This window comes from Mycobacterium sp. pUA109, assembly GCF_041287095.1.
Classification (GTDB): domain Bacteria; phylum Actinomycetota; class Actinomycetes; order Mycobacteriales; family Mycobacteriaceae; genus Mycobacterium.
Genome location: NZ_JBGGKS010000008.1, coordinates 180,656 through 198,428, shown reverse-complemented (window position 1 = coordinate 198,428; position 17,773 = coordinate 180,656). Strand labels below are relative to the sequence as shown.

At 70.4% G+C, this 17,773-nt stretch carries 12 protein-coding genes; all 12 read right to left on the bottom strand.

The window, feature by feature from the left end; all coding sequences use genetic code 11:
* Window positions 1–78: 78 nt before the first annotated feature.
* The 12 genes from ACAG26_RS11770 to ACAG26_RS11715 all read right to left on the bottom strand — a co-directional run bounded on the left by ACAG26_RS11770 (window position 79) and on the right by ACAG26_RS11715 (window position 17,469).
* On the bottom strand, window positions 79–2,850 hold the full coding sequence (locus tag ACAG26_RS11770) for an Rne/Rng family ribonuclease (protein WP_370482357.1): 2,772 nt from the start codon (window positions 2,848–2,850) through the stop codon (window positions 79–81).
* Between the two features lie 374 nt (window positions 2,851–3,224).
* Window positions 3,225–3,638 carry a nucleoside-diphosphate kinase gene (gene ndk, locus ACAG26_RS11765; RefSeq protein WP_370482355.1) on the bottom strand — a complete coding sequence of 138 codons (414 nt, stop codon included), beginning with the start codon at window positions 3,636–3,638 and terminating at the stop codon, window positions 3,225–3,227.
* A 90-nt stretch (window positions 3,639–3,728) separates the two neighbouring features.
* On the bottom strand, window positions 3,729–4,115 hold the full coding sequence (locus ACAG26_RS11760) for a DUF4233 domain-containing protein (protein ID WP_370482353.1): 387 nt from the start codon (window positions 4,113–4,115) through the stop codon (window positions 3,729–3,731).
* Window positions 4,112–5,503 (bottom strand): folylpolyglutamate synthase/dihydrofolate synthase family protein, encoded by a 1,392-nt coding sequence (locus ACAG26_RS11755; protein ID WP_370482352.1) that lies wholly within the window; start codon window positions 5,501–5,503, stop codon window positions 4,112–4,114. Before ACAG26_RS11755 ends, ACAG26_RS11760 begins: the two co-directional genes overlap by 4 nt.
* Entirely contained in the window at window positions 5,500–8,151 is a 2,652-nt protein-coding gene (locus tag ACAG26_RS11750) for a valine--tRNA ligase (protein WP_370482351.1), read from the bottom strand. The genes ACAG26_RS11755 and ACAG26_RS11750 overlap by 4 nt, the downstream gene beginning before the upstream one ends.
* Before the next feature lie 164 nt (window positions 8,152–8,315).
* Window positions 8,316–8,903, bottom strand: coding sequence for a DUF937 domain-containing protein (locus ACAG26_RS11745; protein WP_370482349.1), 588 nt, complete (start codon window positions 8,901–8,903; stop codon window positions 8,316–8,318).
* A 100-nt stretch (window positions 8,904–9,003) separates the two neighbouring features.
* Window positions 9,004–10,260 (bottom strand): trans-acting enoyl reductase family protein, encoded by a 1,257-nt coding sequence (locus ACAG26_RS11740; RefSeq protein WP_370482348.1) that lies wholly within the window; start codon window positions 10,258–10,260, stop codon window positions 9,004–9,006.
* 10 nt (window positions 10,261–10,270) lie between these two features.
* Window positions 10,271–12,247 (bottom strand): alpha/beta fold hydrolase, encoded by a 1,977-nt coding sequence (locus ACAG26_RS11735; protein WP_370482347.1) that lies wholly within the window; start codon window positions 12,245–12,247, stop codon window positions 10,271–10,273.
* A 70-nt stretch (window positions 12,248–12,317) separates the two neighbouring features.
* The gene (locus ACAG26_RS11730) at window positions 12,318–12,875 is read right to left on the bottom strand and encodes a transglycosylase family protein (RefSeq protein ID WP_370482345.1); all 558 of its coding nucleotides are present in this window, start codon (window positions 12,873–12,875) and stop codon (window positions 12,318–12,320) included.
* A gap of 958 nt (window positions 12,876–13,833) precedes the next feature.
* Window positions 13,834–14,433, bottom strand: a complete 600-nt coding sequence (gene mobA, locus ACAG26_RS11725) for a molybdenum cofactor guanylyltransferase (RefSeq protein WP_370482344.1) — start codon at window positions 14,431–14,433, stop codon at window positions 13,834–13,836.
* 1 nt (window position 14,434) lies between these two features.
* A complete protein-coding gene (locus ACAG26_RS11720) occupies window positions 14,435–15,526 on the bottom strand; it encodes a 2-oxoacid:ferredoxin oxidoreductase subunit beta (RefSeq protein WP_370482343.1) in 1,092 nt (363 codons plus the stop codon).
* Complete coding sequence (locus ACAG26_RS11715; RefSeq protein WP_370482342.1) at window positions 15,523–17,469, bottom strand: 2-oxoacid:acceptor oxidoreductase subunit alpha; 1,947 nt, start codon at window positions 17,467–17,469, stop codon at window positions 15,523–15,525. The genes ACAG26_RS11720 and ACAG26_RS11715 overlap by 4 nt, the downstream gene beginning before the upstream one ends.
* Window positions 17,470–17,773: the final 304 nt, after the last annotated feature.

Here is a 17,773-nt window from a genome sequence, read left to right as displayed (position 1 = left end):
ATAGCCGGTCCTGGCGACAACTGCTCAAGGGTACTTGACCAGCGGGTAAGGGGTCAAACCGCCCCCGGTAAACCGCCGCTAGTCCTCGTGAATCGGCGGGCCGGCGGGGCGGGCCGCCGCGCGGCGCCGACGCGGGCGCGCGGGCGCCGACACGGCGACGCCCACCTCGGCGTCCTCTTCCTCGGAGTCCTCGGAGTCGTCGATGACGTCGAGATCCTCGTCGAAGTCCTCATCGTCCTCGTCATCGAGGTCGACCTCGTCCTCGTCGTCGGAGTCTTCGTCGGTGTCCTCGTCCTCGTCGGTGTCCTCGTCGAACGCGTCCTCGTCGGTGTCGACCAGGTCCTCCTCGGCGACCTCGCGGGCGACCTGCTTCTCGGTCTGCTCGTCGACGCGCTCCTCGGCGGCCTCGGCCGTCGGCGTTTCGTCCGCGGGACGCGGTTCACCGGACTCCGCGGACTCCTCGTCGTCGTGCTTGCCGTTGGCGGCCGCCATGGCTTTGAACATCGGGTGCTCGCCGGGGACGTGCGGCGGCACCTTGGCCACCGTCGGCTCCTCGGCCTTGCTCTTCTTGGTCCGCTTGCCGCGCCGACCGCCGCCGGACTCGGATTTGCGGCCCGGCGTGGTGGAGTCGACGGGGTCGGTGTGCAGCATGATGCCGCGGCCCGCGCAGTGCGGGCAGGACGTGGAGAACGCCTCGACCAGCCCGGTGCCCAACCGTTTCCGGGTCAGCTGCACCAGCCCCAGCGAGGTCACCTCCGACACCTGGTGGCGGGTGCGGTCGCGGGCCAGCGCCTCGGTCAGCCGGCGCAGCACCAGATCGCGGTTGGATTCCAGCACCATGTCGATGAAGTCGATGACCACGATGCCGCCGATGTCGCGCAGCCGCAGCTGGCGCACGATCTCCTCGGCGGCCTCCAGGTTGTTCTTGGTGACGGTCTGCTCCAGGTTGCCGCCGGAGCCGGTGAACTTGCCGGTGTTGACGTCGACGACGGTCATCGCCTCGGTCCGGTCGATCACCAGGGTGCCGCCCGAGGGCAGCCACACCTTGCGGTCCATCGCCTTGGCCAGCTGTTCGTCGATGCGGTGCACCGCGAACACGTCCGGCCCGGGCTGGCCGTCCGGACCGGCCGGCGGTTCGTACTTGGTCAGTTTGGACACCAGCTCCGGGGCCACCGCCTCCACGTAGTCGGTGATCGTCGTCCACGCGTCGGCCCCGGCGACGATCAGCTCGGAGAAGTCCTCGTTGAACAAGTCGCGGATGACCTTGACCAGCACGTCGGGTTCCTCGTAGAGCGCGACGGCGGCGCCGGCGGCCTTCTGTTTGGTCTCGGCGGCGGTGGCGTCGATCTGGCTCCAGCGCTCCTGCAGCCGGGTGACGTCGGCGCGGATGTCCTCCTCTTTGACGCCCTCGGACGCGGTGCGGATGATCACCCCGGCGTCGGACGGCACCACCTCGCGCAGGATCTCCTTGAGCCGCTGGCGTTCGGTGTCGGGCAGCTTGCGGCTGATCCCGGTCGACGACGCGCCCGGCACATAGACCAGGTAGCGCCCGGCCAGCGACACCTGGGTGGTCAACCGGGCGCCCTTGTGCCCGACCGGGTCCTTGCTGACCTGCACGACGACGTAGTCGCCGGGTTTGAGGGCCTGCTCGATCTTGCGGTTGGCCCCGCCCAGCCCGGCGGCCTCCCAGTTGACCTCGCCGGCGTACAACACCCCGTTGCGGCCGCGGCCGATGTCGACGAACGCGGCCTCCATCGACGGCAGCACGTTTTGCACGATGCCCAGGTAGATGTTGCCGACCAGCGACGTCGACGCCGCCGACGTCACGAAGTGCTCGACGACGACGCCGTCCTCGAGCACCGCGATCTGGGTGTAGCGCGCGCCCTGGTGCGGGGGCTCGGTGCGGACCTTGTCGCGCACCACCATCACCCGCTCGACGGCCTCGCGCCGCGCCAAGAACTCGGCCTCGCTCAGGATGGGCGGGCGGCGCCGGCCGGCGTCGCGGCCGTCGCGGCGGCGCTGCCGTTTGGCCTCCAGCCGGGTCGAGCCGTTGATGCCCTGGATCTCGTTGTTGTCGGAGTCCTTGTCGGCTTTGCGCGGGGTGCGCTCGTGCACGACGGTGTTCGGCGGATCGTCGGAGGACGGGGTGTCGTCGTCGCCCCCGGAGCCCGATTTGCGGCGCCGCCGACGGCGCCGCCGCCGGCTGCCGGCCTCGGCGGTGCCGGCTTCGTCCTCGTCGCCGTCGTCCTTGTCCTCGGTGTCCTCGTCGGAACTGTCGGCGTCGGTCGCGTCGACGTCGCCGGACTCCTCCGATCCGCCCTGGTCGCCGCGGCCGCGGCCACGGCCACGGCGCCCGCGCCGGCGCCGCTTGTTGGCCGGCCGCTCGTCGGAGTCCTCGCCCTCCTCGGCGCCCTCCTCCGCCTCGTCGTCGTCCTCGGTGTCCTCGGCGTCGGCCGGCACCGGTTGCGGGGCGACGAACAGCGGCATGTAGGCGGCGTGCACCGCGGTGGTCTCCAGCATCAGCCGGGACTCCGGCTCGGCCGGGGCGGGCTCGGCCACCTCGGCGGGGGCCGCCTCGGGCTCGGCCACGTCGATCGGCGCGGGCTCGACCGCGGGCAGCGGGGCGGGCTCCGCGGCGCCCAACAGGTCGCGGACCCGGACCGCGTCGACCCGGTCGACGCTGGAGTGCGCGCTGCGCACCCGCCCATCGAGTTCGGCGAGCGCGTCGAGCACCCGCCGGCTGGTGGTGCCCAGCACCCGCGCCAGGGAGTGGACCCTCAGCCGCTCGGGCAGGTCCTCCTGCGGTGCGGGCTGTGCTGATACTTCGTCAAATAGGGCATCGTCGGCCACGTAAGTCTCCTCGAGCCCCCGGGCGCGTCGTGGTGACGCGGCCACGCGAGGGCTTCCGCTATGTACCCGGAAAAACTGCTCCCCGGGCTTGTGGTGGTCTCGCCCCGAGCGGCTCGGTGGAACTCACTCGGTGCCTGGCTGAATGACGGCTGGACGGTCGGCGCCGCACCGCGGTCGGCGGTGGTCGCGCTCGTCTGAGTCTTCATTCGGATGTTCGCCACCGGTCCGGTGACGTTCACCCTCGGCCAGTATCCCACACCGGCCGGCCGATCCGGACCAAGTGCGACATCCCGGGGCCGGCCGCTGACCGCGAGCAGACCCAAAAGCCCCCTATCGCGGCAGGAAAAGGGGGCTTTTGCGTCTGGTCGGCGCGTTTACCGCCCGGGGAACCACAACGCGATCTCGCGCTGTGCGGACTCCGGTGAATCGGAGCCGTGGACCAGGTTGAACTGGGTTTCCAGGCCGAAGTCGCCACGGATGGTGCCGGGCGTGGCCTGCTCGACCGGGTTGGTGCCGCCCGCGATCTGCCGAAACGCCGCGATGGCGTGCGGTCCTTCCACCACCGCGGCCACCACCGATCCGGAGGTGATGAACTCCAGCAGCGAGCCGAAGAACGCCTTGCCCTCGTGTTCGGCGTAGTGCTGGCGGGCCAGCTCGTCGCCGACGTCCCGCAGCTCCAGCGCCGCGATCGACAGGCCCTTGTCTTCGATGCGTTTGAGGATCTCCCCCACCAGGCGCCGCTGCACGCCGTCGGGCTTGATCAACACCAGGGTCCGCTCGGTAGCCACGCGCCGCTCCTCTACGTCGTTTCGTCCCCTCACCGGGGTGCCCCCACTGCATCGTCGCTGGCGGCAACGGCGGACAGCGTACCTGGCGCGTCAGTCCCCCGGCGGCTGCTGCCCTGGTAACAGGCCACGGCGCTGCCGGCGCAGCACCTCGGCGCGGAAGTAGGCGATCAACGCCCACACCCCGGCAAACAGCACCCCGACGACGCCCACGCCCGGATAGATGAGGAAACCGGCGATCAGCACCAGTTGCACGGCCAGGTTCACCCAGATCGCCCACGGCCGGCCCTGCACGCCGGCCAACGCCAGCAACACCACCGCCAGCCCGATCAGGTACGCCGCCGACGCCGCGCTCAACCCGCCGCCGACCGCGCCGACCACCGGCAGCGCCAGCAGCACCACGATCGCCTCCAGGATCAAGGTGCCGGCCATCACCCCGCGGAAACTGCGCCACGGGTCCACCGGCGCGGGTTGCGTCATTGCGGATCCCGACCGAACAGGGTGCGCGCGGCGCCGGCGGTGACCACCGAGCCGGTGATGACGATCCCGGTCCCGGACGCACCCCCCTCCGCACCGGCGTCTTCCACCAGCGCGGTGGCCACCTCGATGGCGTCGGGCAAGGTGTCGGCGGTCTGCACCCGGTCCGGGCCGAACCGCTGCTGGGCGGCCAACGCCAACTCTTGGACGTCCAGCGCCCGCGGCGAGCCGTTGTGGGTGACGACAACCTGGTCGAAGGCCGGTTCCAGCGCAGCGAGGATGCCGTCGACGTCCTTGTCGGCCAGCACGCTGAGGACCCCCACCAGGTAGCGGAAGTCGAATTCGGCGGCCAGGGCCTGCGCCAACGCGGCCGCCCCGGCCGGATTGTGCGCGGCGTCGATGAACACCGTCGGCGCGCTGCGCATCCGTTCCAGCCGGCCCGGGCTGGTCACCGCGGCGAACCCGGCCCGCACGGCGTCGACGTCCAGTTGACGCTCGGCCCCGGCGCCGAAGAAGGCCTCCACCGCCGCCAGCGCCAGCGCCGCGTTGTGCGCCTGATGTTCCCCGTGCAGCGGCAGGAACAGCTCGGAGTACACCCCGCCGAGCCCCTGCAGGGTCAGCAGCTGCCCGCCGACGGCGACGCTGCGGTCCAGCACCGCGAACTCGGAGTTCTCCCGCGCCACGGCGGCGTCGGCGCGCACCGCATGGGTCAACAGCACCTCCATCACCTCCGGCACCTGCTGCCCGATGACCGCGACGGTGTCCACCTCGCCCTCGGATTTGGCGATGATCCCGGCCTTCTCCGCGGCGATCCCGGTGATGTCGGGGCCGAGGTATTCGACGTGGTCGATGCCGATCGGGGTGATCACCGCCACCGGCGCCTGGACCACGTTGGTGGCGTCCCAGCGCCCGCCCAGCCCGACCTCGATGACCGCGACCTCGACCGGGGCGTCGGCGAACGCGGCGAAGGCCATCCCGGTGAGCACCTCGAATTTGCTCATCGCCGGGCCGCCGTCGGCCTGCGACTGCGCATCGACCATCTGCACGAACGGCTCGATCTCGGTGTAGGTGGCCACATATCGGGCCGGCGTAATCGGCTGGCCGTCAATGGAGATGCGTTCCACCGCGGATTGCAGGTGCGGGCTGGTGGTGCGTCCGGTGCGCCGGTGCAGCGCGGTCAGCAGCGCGTCCACCATCCGCGCCACCGACGTTTTGCCGTTGGTGCCGGCGATGTGGATCGACGGGTAGGCCCGCTGCGGCGAGCCGAGCAGGTCCAACAGCGCGTTGATCCGGGTCAGGCTCGGCTCGATCTTGGTTTCGCCCCAGCGCTGGTCCAGCAGGTGTTCGACCTGCAGCAGCGCGGCGATCTCGTCCGGGGTGGGTTCGGTCATGCCAGATCCGCGAGCCGCGCCGTGATCCGCTGCACTTCGTCGCGGGCCAGTTGCTGGCGGCCGCGGATCTTGTCGACGACGTCGGCGGGCGCCTTGGACACGAACGCGTCGTTGCCGAGCTTGGCCGAGGTGGTGGTCAGCTCCTTGTTGGCGGCGGCCAGGTCCTTCTCCAGCCGGCGGCGTTCGGCGGCGACGTCGACGGTGCCCGACGTGTCGAGTTCGACGACGACGGTGCCGCCGGAAAGCCGCACCTCCACCGAGGCCGACGGCGCGAAATCGGGTCCCGCCTCGGTGAGCCAGGCCTGCGAGCTGACCGCGGCCACCTGGGTGGCCAGGTCGGCCTCGGCGACTCCGGCCAGCCGGGCCGGCACCTTCTGCCGGTCCCGCAGGCCCTGGTCGCTGCGGAACCGACGCACCTCGGTCACCAGTTTTTGCATATCGGTGATGCGTTGCGCGGCAACCGGATCCAGCGTGATCCCGGACGGCGCCGGCCAGTCGGCGACGACCACCGACTCGTGTCCGGTGACGGCCTGCCACAGGGTTTCGGTGACGAACGGGATCACCGGGTGCAGCAGCCGCAGCAGGGTGTCGAGCACGGCGGCCAGCACCGCCGTGGTGTGCTGATGCCCGTCGGCCAGCTGCGCCTTGGCCAGCTCCACATACCAGTCGCAGAACTCGTCCCAGGTGAAGTGGTACAGCGCCTCGCAGGCCCGGCTGAACTCGTAGCTGTCGAACGCCGAATCCACTTCGGCGCGAACCTGTTCCAGCCGTCCCAGGATCCACCGGTCGGCATCGGTGAGGTCGGCCACCGCCGGCACCGGCGCCAGCGCCGCGCCGTTGAGCAACGCGAACCGGGTGGCGTTGAACAGCTTGGTCACGAAGTTGCGGGAGGCGCGGGCATGGTCTTCGCCGATGCTCAAGTCGCTGCCCGGGCTGGCGCCCCGGGCCAGGGTGAACCGCAGCGCGTCGGCGCCGAACAACTCCACCCAGTCCAGCGGGTCGATGCCGTTGCCCCGCGACTTGCTCATCTTGCGGCCGAACTCGTCGCGGATCAGCCCGTGCAGGAACACGTTGGTGAACGGCACCTGCGGGCCGCGGGTGCCGCCCAGGGTGATGGCGTCGTCGTCGCCGACGAAGGTGCCGAACATCATCATCCGGGCCACCCAGAAGAACAGGATGTCGTACCCGGTGACCAAAACGCTGGTCGGATAAAACTTTTCCAGCTCCGGGGTGCGCTGGGGCCACCCCATGGTGGAAAACGGCCACAGCGCCGAGGAGAACCAGGTGTCCAGCACGTCGGGGTCCTGCTCGAAGCCCTCCGGCGGGGTGTCGTCGGGCCCCACACACACCTTCTCGCCGTCGGGGCCGTGCCAGATCGGGATGCGGTGCCCCCACCACAGCTGCCGGGAGATGCACCAGTCGTGCATGTCGTCGACCCAGGCGAACCAGCGCGGCTCCAGGCTTTTGGGGTGAATCACGGTGTCCCCGTTGCGCACCGCGTCGCCGGCGGCCCTGGCCAGTTTGGAGACGTTGACCCACCACTGCATCGACAGCCGCGGCTCGATGACCTCGCCGCTGCGTTCGGAATGCCCGACGCTGTGCAGATAGGGCCGCTTCTCGGCCACCACCCGGCCCTGCGCGGCGAGCTTCTCGCGCACCGCCACCCGGGCCTCGAAGCGGTCCATGCCGTCGAATTCGGTTCCGGTGTCGACGATGCGGGCCTTGGTGTCCAGGATCGAGGGCATCGGCAGGTTGTGCCGCAGCCCGATCTCGAAGTCGTTGGGGTCGTGGGCGGGCGTGACTTTGACTGCGCCGGTGCCGAATTCGGGGTCGACGTGCTCGTCGGCCACGATGCGCAGGTCCCGGTCCACGAACGGGTGCGGCAGCGTGCTGCCAACCAGGTGGCGGTAGCGGTCGTCGTCGGGGTGCACGGCGATGGCGGTGTCACCCAGCATGGTCTCGACGCGGGTGGTGGCCACCACGATGTGCGGGCCCGCATCGTCGAGCGAGCCGTACCGGAACGACACCAATTCGCCTTCGATGTCTTCGTATTTGACTTCGAGGTCGGAGATGGCGGTTTCCAGCACCGGCGACCAGTTGACCAGCCGCTCGGCCTGATAGATCAGTCCGGCGTCGTAGAGCCGTTTGAAGATGGTGCGCACCGCGCGGGACAGCCCGTCGTCCATGGTGAACCGGTCGCGGCTCCAGTCCACCCCGTCGCCGAGCCGGCGCATCTGGGCGCCGATGGTGCCGCCGGAGTCGCGTTTCCAGTCCCACACCTTGTCGATGAACAGCTCACGGCCGAAGTCTTCTTTGGTCTTGCCGTCCGCCGCGAGCTGGCGTTCCACCACGCTTTGGGTGGCGATGCCGGCGTGGTCCATGCCCGGTAGCCACAGCACTTCGTAGCCCTGCATCCGCTTGCGCCGGGTCAGCGCGTCCATCAGGGTGTGATCCAGCGCATGTCCCATGTGCAGGCTGCCGGTCACGTTCGGTGGCGGCAGCACAATCGAATACCCGGGTTTACCGCTGGTCGGGTCGGCGGTGAAGTAGCCGGCGTCCACCCAGCGCTGGTAGATGGTGTCCTCGACCGCGCCGGGATCCCACGACTTGGGTAGGGCGTCGGGGGCGGGGTTCGGGGTCGCGGTCACCGGTCAATTCTAAGAACCCCCGCCGAGCCGACGCCGCAGGGTGTTCGCCCACCCCCGCCCGACGGCCGGCCCGCCGGCCGACGAGATTGCCGGCAGGGCTGTGCGCGACGGCCCGACCGCAGCCCGCACCGCAATCTCGGCGCGGGCCGGGCCGGCTTAACCGGCTACTTTTTGCCGCCGAGCAGGCCGCCGAGGATGTCGCCGATCGCGCCGCCGGCTTTACCACCCAAGATGTTGCCCAGGATGCTGCCCGACGACTTGCTGCCGCCAGTGGCCCCGCCCAGGATGCTGCCCAGCACGTCGCCGAGCACCCCGCCGGACGACTGCTGCGCGGGCTCGGGCGCACTCTTTTGGCCCATCTGCTTGCCGATGTAGGCCAGCACGATCGGGGCCAGAATGGGCAGCAGCTGCTTGAGCAGATCGCTGTTGCCGGCGCCGCCGCCGGCCAGCGCCGCGGCGACCTGGTTGGTGTCGTTGCCGCCGAAGATCTTGGCGATCGCCTTCTGGCCGTCGCTTTCGTCGACCTGGTCTACCGTGGCACCGGTGTCGAGCAGGCCGCGGGCGGCGTGGCTGCTGGCCGCGGACTCGATCTGCGAGGCGTGGTCGGGGTCCTGCGCGTTCTCCTGCAGGCCACCGACCAGGACCGGCACCAGGGTGCGGATGGCGCTATCGACCTCGCCTTGGTCGGCGCCGAGCTTGTTGGCGATGTCCTGGGTGGGAATCGCGGCGAAGAGATCATCAAGTCCGGCCATCGGAGTATTCACCTTTTCTACTGGTTTACCGGGATATTGCGCACTTAGTGATGACACTAATCGAGATCGCGGTGACCGACAGGGTTTCCTGCCGGGCCGCTCACGACAGTCGGTCGGTCTGCAGCGTGACCCCCGCCGCGGGGAACCGGGCCAGCAGCGCATCGCCGATGGCCGCGGCCGGGGTCAGCACCCCGTGCCGGTCGGGCAGCTGGTCGCGGTCCAGCGCCAGCGCCAGCCCGCACTCGCCCAGCAGCACCGAGGTGGCCTTGTAGCCGGGGTCGCCTTGTTGCGCCATGCGCGCCATGTAGCGGGCGCCGGTGGTCGTGGTGGTGTACGTCTCGGCGCGGTAATAGCCCTGTTCGCGGCGCTTCTCGCTGGGGCCGGTGCCCGGTTGGGGGGCCAGCCGCTGCACCAGCCGGGGCGGCAACAGCCGGAAAAACCTGCTGCCCAACCCGAAAGCCGCGTTGCCGGCCCCGGTGACCAGCGCCGACGCCGCCGGCGCCACCGGCGAGGAGCCGACGCTCATGTGCTCGGAGTAACGGAACCGCCGGCCGTACGCCCAATCCTGTAAAGCGTTGCTGCGCCGCACAATTCGCGTGTTGTACGGCGCCATCACAAATCCGGCCGTCCATGCCCCGGCCAGCTCGGGGGCGATGTCGCGACCCCGCCGCCACGGCAGGTCCGGTTGCGGACCCAGCTCGGGTTCGGCCCCGCGGTCACCGCTGAGCGTGTACGGGTCGGCCAGCAGCGCGCGCGCTTCCGGGTCGCTGGACGCGGTGTGCATCACCTCCATCATCGAGGCGACGGTGCCGCCGGAGACCCCGCCGGAGAAGCTGCGCAGCACGAAGTTAGTGTCCAGCAGGTCGCCGGCGTCGTCGTCGCGCGCGGCCCGGTACAGCGCGTACACGCTCAGATCCGAGGGGATGGAGTCGAATCCGCAGGCGTGCACAATCCGGGCGCCGGTGTCGACGGCCTGCTTGTGGTGCAGGTCGATGCTGTTGCGGACGAACATCGCCTCCCCGGTCAGGTCGGCGTAATCGGTGCCGGCCGCCGCGCACGCGGCGACCAGCGGCAGCCCGTAGCGGGTGTAGGGCCCGACGGTGGTGACGACGACCTGGGTTTGGGCGGCCATCGCATCCAGGGTGGACGGGGCGGCGGTGTCGGCGACCAGCAGCGGCCAGTCCTGCGCGGACTCCCCCAGCGTGTCGCGGATCGCGCGCAGCCGGTCGGTGGACCGCCCGGCCAGCGCGATGCGGGCCCTGCCGCCGGCCCGGGCCAAATACTCGGCGGTCAGCTTCCCGACGAAGCCGGTGGCCCCGTACAACACGATGTCGAAGTCGCGGGTGTTCTGCGTCACGCCCCCGACGCTACCCGAGCAGCTCGGGCCGCTCGGCGGTGTCCCTGAGCACGTGTTCGGCCAAAAACCCGACCACCGTCTGGTACCAGATCTTGGCGTGCTGCGGGGCCAGCACCCAGTGGTGCTCCGACGGGAAGTACAAGAACCGGTGCGGGCTGGACCCGTCGTCACCGGCCGGCAGCCCCGAGGCGGCCAGCAGCTCGTACCACAGCCGCAGCGCCTCACCGATGGGCACCCGGTAGTCGTTGTCGCCGTGGATGACCAGCATCGGGGTGGTGATCGCGGCGACGAACCGGTGCGGGGAGTGCTCGGCGGCCATCTGCGGTGTCATCTCCCGGCGCCAGTAGTAGGCCAGGTCGGTGGTCGGGCCGAACTGGTCCAGCGCCCACAGGCTGGCGTGGGTGACGATCGCGGCGAACCGGTCGGTGTGGCCAGCCACCCAGTTGGCCATGTAGCCGCCGAACGAGCCGCCCATCGCGGCGGTCCGGGTGGCGTCGATGCGGGGGTGGGCGCAGGCCGCGTCGGTGGCGGCCATCAGGTCGGCGAACGGTGGGCCGCCCCACGCCCCCCAACCGCGCTGGATGAAGTCCTGGCCGTAGCCGGTGGACAGCGCCGGGTCGGGCAGCAGCACCGCGTAGCCGTGGGCGGCCAGCAGCCACGGATTCCACCGCCACGACCAACTGTTCCAGCTGCCCAGCGGTCCGCCGTGGATCCACAGCAGCAACGGTGCCGGGTCGGTGCCGTCGGGCAACACCAGCCAGGACCGCACGTCGGTGCCGTCGGTCGCGGTCGCCGACACCTCGGTCACGGTGCCGGGCAGCTCGGGTGCCGTCACGCAGGGCAGCACCGTGACCCGTCCATCGGGGTCGATGCGCACCGGGTGCGGCGGCGCCGCATACGAGCTGCGCAGGGCGTACAGCACCCCGTCCGGGGCGGCGACGACGTCGGTGTAGGCGAAATCGTCGCCGGTGAGTTGGGTGACCGCGGAGGTGGCGACCTCGACGGCGAACACCGGGGCGCGGCCGGCCTGGTCGGCGGTGACGATTACCGCCGCGCCGTCACGTGACCAGGTCACCGACGCCGGCCACCGGTCCCAGCCCTCGGCCAACGTCACCGGCCGCTCACCGAACCGCAGGTATCCCAGGGTGGTGCGGGGCGCCCGCTCGGGGGTGGCGATGGTTTCCCGGGTGTAGGCCACCGCGGACCCGTCCGGGGCGATGGCGGGGTGTTCGAGGTCGGCCGCCGGGTCGTCGGCGATCACCGTGCGCTCCCCGGAGTGCAGGTCCACCCGCACCAGCACCGAGCGTTCGGTCGGGCCCGGGCCGGCCACCCGCCAGGTGGTCACCAGGAATCGGCCGTCGGCGCTGACGTCGAACCCGGCCTCGCGCAGCGCGGCACCGGGTTGCGGGGTGAGGTCCCGCGGCCCGTCGACGGCGAGCAGGTGGGGGTGGTCCGGGCCGAGGTCGGCATCCCAGAACCGCACCGGGTAGCCGCGGTGCAGGATCGCCGACACCTTGGCGTCCTTGCGCAGCGCGCGCAGCCGCCGGTCGTCGTCGAGGTCGCGCGCCGAGGGCAGCAGCGGGGCGCCGACCACCGCGGCGTCGGCGGCGGCCGCGGTGCGAACCGTGGCGATGCCGCCCGGCATGGCCAGCACCTCGCTGGCCTCACCGCCGCCGGCGGGTAGCCGCCACAGCGCGGCGGGCGGCTTGTCGGTGTCCTCGGCACCAGAACCGCGGGCCGAGACGAACAGCAGGTCGCCGTCGTCGGTGAACGCCGGCGACGACTCGCCGTGCGCACCGCGGGTCAGCCGGCGGGCCGGTTGCACGCCGTGCGGGTCGACTTCCCAGATCGCGGCGATGTACTCGGTGCTGGTGTCGTTGAGTTCGGCGACCGTGGTGACCAGCCGGGTGCCGTCGGCCGAGACGGCCAGGCCGGACACCCGGGGCAGCGCCAGGTAGTCGTCGAGGTCGTGGAAGGCGGTGGTCACGCCTTTCTGACTAACACATGCAAAAGAGGTGCCGGGCCTAAGCCCGGCACCTCTTTTGTTGCCTTCTGGGTCAGCCGCGACGGCCGCAGACCGGCCAGGCGCCGATGCCCTGGGTGCGCAGCACGTTCTCGGCGACCCGGATCTGCTCCTCCCGGCTGGCGCCCGACGCCGAGCCGGAGCCGCCGTTGGCCCGCCAGGTGCTGGGGGTGAACTGCAGGCCGCCGTAGTAGCCGTTGCCGGTGGCGATGCCCCAGTTACCACCGGACTCGCACTGCGCGATGGCGTCCCAGTTCACGCTGTACGCCCGCTTCGGAGCCGGGGCCGGCGCCTCCTCGGGAGCCGGCGGCACGTCCTCGGGTGCCGGCGGCACGTCCTCGGGAGCCGGGGGAACGTCCTCGGGGGCCGGCGGCAGGTCCTCGGGGGCCGGGGGGATGTCCTCCGGCGCCGGCGGCAGGTCCTCGGGGGCCGGCGGCAGCTCGTCGGCGGCCGGTGCCTCAAACGCCACGTTCTCGGTGTTCACCGAGTCGCCCGGCACAGTGATGTCGATGTCATCGGCGGAAGCCGCCGGCGCGGTGGCCAGTGCCCCGGTGATCGCGGCAATGACGAGCGTCTTGCGGACGTGGTTCAAACTCGTTCCTTTCGCGGTGCGCGCGCCGAAGCAGGCCCAGCGCTGGGCCGGTGCCTATGCAGGCGAGGTGATGCTTCGGACGTGCCGTCTCGTTCCGGCACGACAGCGGGGGGCATGGGTCCCTACGGGCTGCTGCCCGACGGCTGCGGGCTGGCTAGCGCCGTCTGCAGCCCCACTCACGCGGGTCCGTGGATTCGATTTTGGGTTTGCCCCTCGCGGGGTCGACATGGACGGTACGAGACCAAATTGCCATTCGTCATCTTCGACACGAGCGATATCTCAGTTCGATAACGAGACGATCACGGCGACATCGGATAACCATTTACCCAGGTCACATGACGCTTTTCTGGCCAGGTCGGGAGCGCTCGGTATCGCCATTTCCGTGAGCCAAATCACGCCATTTTTGTGAGCTGGAACACTGGTTTTGCCCGTCCAGCCGCCGGCAGCGCGCCGGCGCGGCCCCGCACCGGCTCGACCGGCACGTCGCCAACCGCGGTGCGCCCGGTCCCCGGCGGGCTGGACCAGCGAACGGCGATACCAGGGAAAACTAGGGCCACAAGACCTTTCATAGCGGGGGCAAATTCGTAGCGCCGGCCGCGGGCGGCAAAAAGCCGGGCGACAACGGCGCGCGCACCCACCCCTTTCCGGGCCGCCCCACGGGCCACCCCGGCCGCGTAACCACCGCAATTCGGGCCGCATCACGGGCGCATCGCGGCGCCGTTGACACCGCTATTTCGGCTACCTGGCGCCCGGTCCGACGCTGGTGTCCGTCGCGCCGAAGAGGTCCAATCTCCCGCTGCCCCAACGCAATACACCGGGCCCGTCGGCGCCGGATAACACCCGGACCCGCGACCGCCAGCGATCCGCACCATATTTTGCCGAGAAATATAACGCCGCTATTACGCAGGCCCACGCACGCAATTATTTAATTTCGGCGCCGCAATTTGCCGGAGTGCTTTTACCGGGGCAGCAGGGCTTGCAGATCGGCGGGCGAGTTGACGTTGGCCAGCGTCGGGGCCTGGGGCACCACGATGCGTTGCGCGTCGACGGTGTTGACCAACGCGCCCATCCGGCGTTCGCCGGCGGCCACCAGGGCCGTGATGCCCGGGGCCAGCCGGGTCCGGTACACCGCGGCCAGGTAGTGGTCGCGGCCGTCCCACGGCAACACCACGTCGGCATCCACCCGGGCGGCCGCGTCGGCCAGGGTGTCGATCAGCTCGGCGGTCAACAACGGCATGTCGACCGCACAGACGAAGGCGTACTCGGCGCCGCCGGCCGCCGCGGTCTGCAGGCCGCGTCCCACCGCCGGCAGCGGGCCCAGGCCCGCGACCTCGTCGCGCAGCAGCTGCGCGGGCAGCTCGGGCAGGGTTTGTCCGCGGGCGGCCATCACCAACACCGGGGTGCAACGCTGCCCGACCACGTCGACCAGGTGCTCGACCAGCGTCCGACCGCCCAGGGCTTCCGGAACACTCAGCGTCGCCTTATCGCGACCCATCCGCCGCGACTGCCCTCCCACCAGCACGATCCCGGCGAGCGGGATCGGCGGCGGGACTGTCACGTCAGTCGACGGTCCAGGTGTCGCGGCCCCGCAGCAGCGATTGCAGGGCGGCCATGTCGTGCGGGGTGGATTCCCGCGCCGCCGCGACCTGGGCGCGGGCGGCGTCGTCGTAGGTGGGCCGGTCGACGTGCCGGAAAATGCCCATCACCGCGTGGTCGAGGTTCTGGTCGGACAGCCGCGACAACGCGAACGCGTAACCGGGGTCGGTGGAGTGCGCGTCGTGCACGACGATCTCGCTGGCGGCGACGTCGGCGGTCTTGGTCACCTCCAGCCCGAACCCGGAGCGCACCACGCAGTATTCGCCGCCTGAGCCGAAGGTGATCGGCTCGCCGTGGCGGACGTGGATCACCCGCTCCTCGGCGCCTTCCTTGCGCAGCGCGTCGAACGAGCCGTCGTTGAAGATCGGGCAGTCCTGCAGGATTTCGACCAGCGCCGAGCCGCGGTGCTCGGCCGCGGCGCGCAGCACCTCGGACAGCCCCTTGCGGTCGGAGTCCAGGGCGCGGCCGACGAACGTCGCCTCGGCGCCCAGCGCCAGCGACACCGGGTTGAACGGGTGGTCCAGCGAACCCATCGGCGTCGACTTGGTGACCTTGCCTTCCTCCGAGGTCGGCGAGTACTGCCCCTTGGTCAGCCCGTAGATCCGGTTGTTGAACAGCAGAATCGTCAGGTTGACGTTGCGGCGCAGCGCGTGGATCAGGTGGTTGCCGCCGATCGACAGGGCGTCGCCGTCACCGGTGACCACCCACACCGACAGGTCGGGGCGGGCCACCGCCAGGCCGGTCGCGATGGTGGGGGCACGGCCGTGGATGGAGTGCACCCCGTAGGTCTCCAGGTAGTACGGGAACCGGCTCGAGCACCCGATCCCGCTGACGAAGACGATGTTTTCCCGGCGCAGCCCGAGCTCGGGCAAAAAGTTGCGGATGGTGTTGAGGATGACGTAGTCGCCGCAGCCGGGGCACCAGCGGACTTCCTGGTCGGTGGTGAAGTCCTTGGCCTTCTGCGGCGCGTCGGTGGTGGGCACCAGACTCATCTTGGACGGTCCGGGGGTCAGACCGAGATCCACGCCGAGCCGGTTGCCGATCACTTCAGTCATTCGTCAGCTCCTACACCACTACCCACGGTAGCCGCCGCCAGCCGTGCGAATTTGGCTTTGTCCGTTTCCTTTTCCGCCAGCGTGCCGTCCAGCGCGGCGTCGATGATGCCTTCGACCTCGTCGGCGAGGAACGCCATGCCGGCCACCTTGGTCACCGACTGCACGTCGACCAGGTACTTGCCGCGCAGCAGCAGCGCCAACTGGCCCAGGTTCATCTCCGGCGCCACCACCTTCGGGTAGCGGCGCAGCACGTCACCGAGGTTGGCCGGCAACGGGTTGAGGTTGCGCAGCTGGGCGTGGGCGACCTTGATGCCCTTGCGGCGCGCGCGCCGGCACGCCTCCCCGATCGGGCCATAGGAGCTGCCCCAGCCGAGCAGCAGCAGCTCGGCGTCCCCGGTCGGGTCGTCGACCTGCAGGTCGGGCACCTCGATGCCGTCGATCTTGGCTTGGCGCAGCCGCACCATCAGGTCGTGGTTGGCCGGCTCGTAGGAGATGTTGCCCGACCCGTTGGCCGCCTCCAGCCCGCCGATGCGGTGCTCCAGGCCCGGGGTGCCCGGGATCGCGAACTGGCGGGCCAGGGTCTGCGGGTCCCGGTTGTACGGCTGGAACGGTTCCCCGGCCTTGGCGAACTCGTGCCGGATCGCCGGGTAGCCGCTGATGTCGGGGATGCGCCACGGCTCCGAGCCGTTGGCGATGGCGCCGTCGGACAGCAGGATCACCGGGGTGTGGTAGGTCACCGCGATCCGCACCGCCTCGATGGCGGCGTCGAAGCAGTCCGACGGTGACCGCGGCGCCAGCACCGCGACCGGGGACTCCCCGTTGCGGCCGTACATCGCCTGCAGCAGGTCGGCCTGCTCGGTTTTGGTGGGCAGCCCGGTGGACGGCCCGCCGCGCTGCACGTCGATGATCAGCAGCGGCAGCTCGGTCATCACGGCCAGCCCGACCGCTTCGGACTTCAGCGACAGCCCCGGACCCGAGGTGCTGGTGACCCCCAGCGCCCCGCCGTAGGAGGCGCCCAGCGCCGCGCCGATACCGGCGATCTCATCCTCGGCCTGCAGCGTGATCACGTTGAAGTTCTTGTGTTTGGACAGCTCGTGCAGGATGTCCGACGCCGGGGTGATCGGGTAGCTGCCCAACACCACCGGGATACCGGCCAGCTGGCCGGCGGCGACCACCCCGTAGGCCAGGGCGGTGTTGCCGGAGATCTGCCGGTATTCGCCAGCCGGCAGCTTGGCCGGGGACACCTCGTAGGTGGTGCCGAACGCCTCGGTGGTTTCGCCGTAGTTCCAGCCCGCCTTGAGCGCCAGCACGTTGGCCTCGGCGATATCGGGCTTGCGGGCGAACTTCTCCCGGATGAACGTCTCGCTGGTCTCGATCGGCCGGCCGTACATCCAGGACAGCAGCCCCAGCGCGAACATGTTCTTGGCGCGCTGACCGTCCTTCTTGGTCGCGCCGATGGACTCCACCGCGCCCAGCGTCAGCGTGGTCATCGCGACGGCCTGCACGACGTAGTCGGACAGGTCCCCGTTCTCCAGCGGGTTGGCCTGGTAGCCGACCTTGGCCAGGTTGCGCTTGGTGAACTCGTCGGAGTTGGCGATCACCAGCCCGCCGCGCGGCAGGTCGGCGATGTTGGCCTTGAGCGCGGCCGGGTTCATCGCGACCAGCACGTCGGGACGGTCGCCGGCGGTGAGGATGTCGTAGTCGGCGATCTGGATCTGGAACGAGGACACCCCGGGCAAGGTGCCCTGGGGCGCGCGGATCTCGGCGGGATAGTTGGGCTGGGTGGCCAGGTCGTTCCCGAACAGCGCCGCCTCGGAGGTGAACCGGTCGCCGGTGAGCTGCATCCCGTCACCGGAGTCACCCGCGAACCGGATGACCACCTTTTCGAGCTTGTGCCGCTCCGGTGCCGCCGCCGGCCCGGCCCCGTTGCCGTTCGGACCCACGTGCCCGCCTTCCATAACCGTTTTCTACGGGTACCCAGCCGCGCGTCGTCCCGCGCGCATGTGGAGTGGACCCCGCCAAAATTTTTATGTCACTGCCGGTACCGATTATTGCACTGCTCTTAGGGATGCCTCGACGCCGCGAGCGTCGGACACGCCGCCGATACGGCAAGAAAGATCGAGGTCACCGATGTTGCCGCGGGGCACGGGCGCGGTGATTGTGGTTTTCGTCACTGTTGCTGGCGCGTCAAGTCTAAGAACGCCGCCTACGCGCGAGTAACATTTGCTAGCGCGCCGCGCGGGCGGC

Coding starts and splice junctions, on each gene's coding strand:
- ACAG26_RS11755 (WP_370482352.1), bottom strand. CDS start 5,503: ATGACCGAACCCACCCCGGACGAGATCGCCGCGCTGCTGCAGGTCGAA.
- ACAG26_RS11745 (WP_370482349.1), bottom strand. CDS start 8,903: ATGGCCGGACTTGATGATCTCTTCGCCGCGATTCCCACCCAGGACATC.
- ACAG26_RS11760 (WP_370482353.1), bottom strand. CDS start 4,115: ATGACGCAACCCGCGCCGGTGGACCCGTGGCGCAGTTTCCGCGGGGTG.
- ACAG26_RS11720 (WP_370482343.1), bottom strand. CDS start 15,526: ATGACTGAAGTGATCGGCAACCGGCTCGGCGTGGATCTCGGTCTGACC.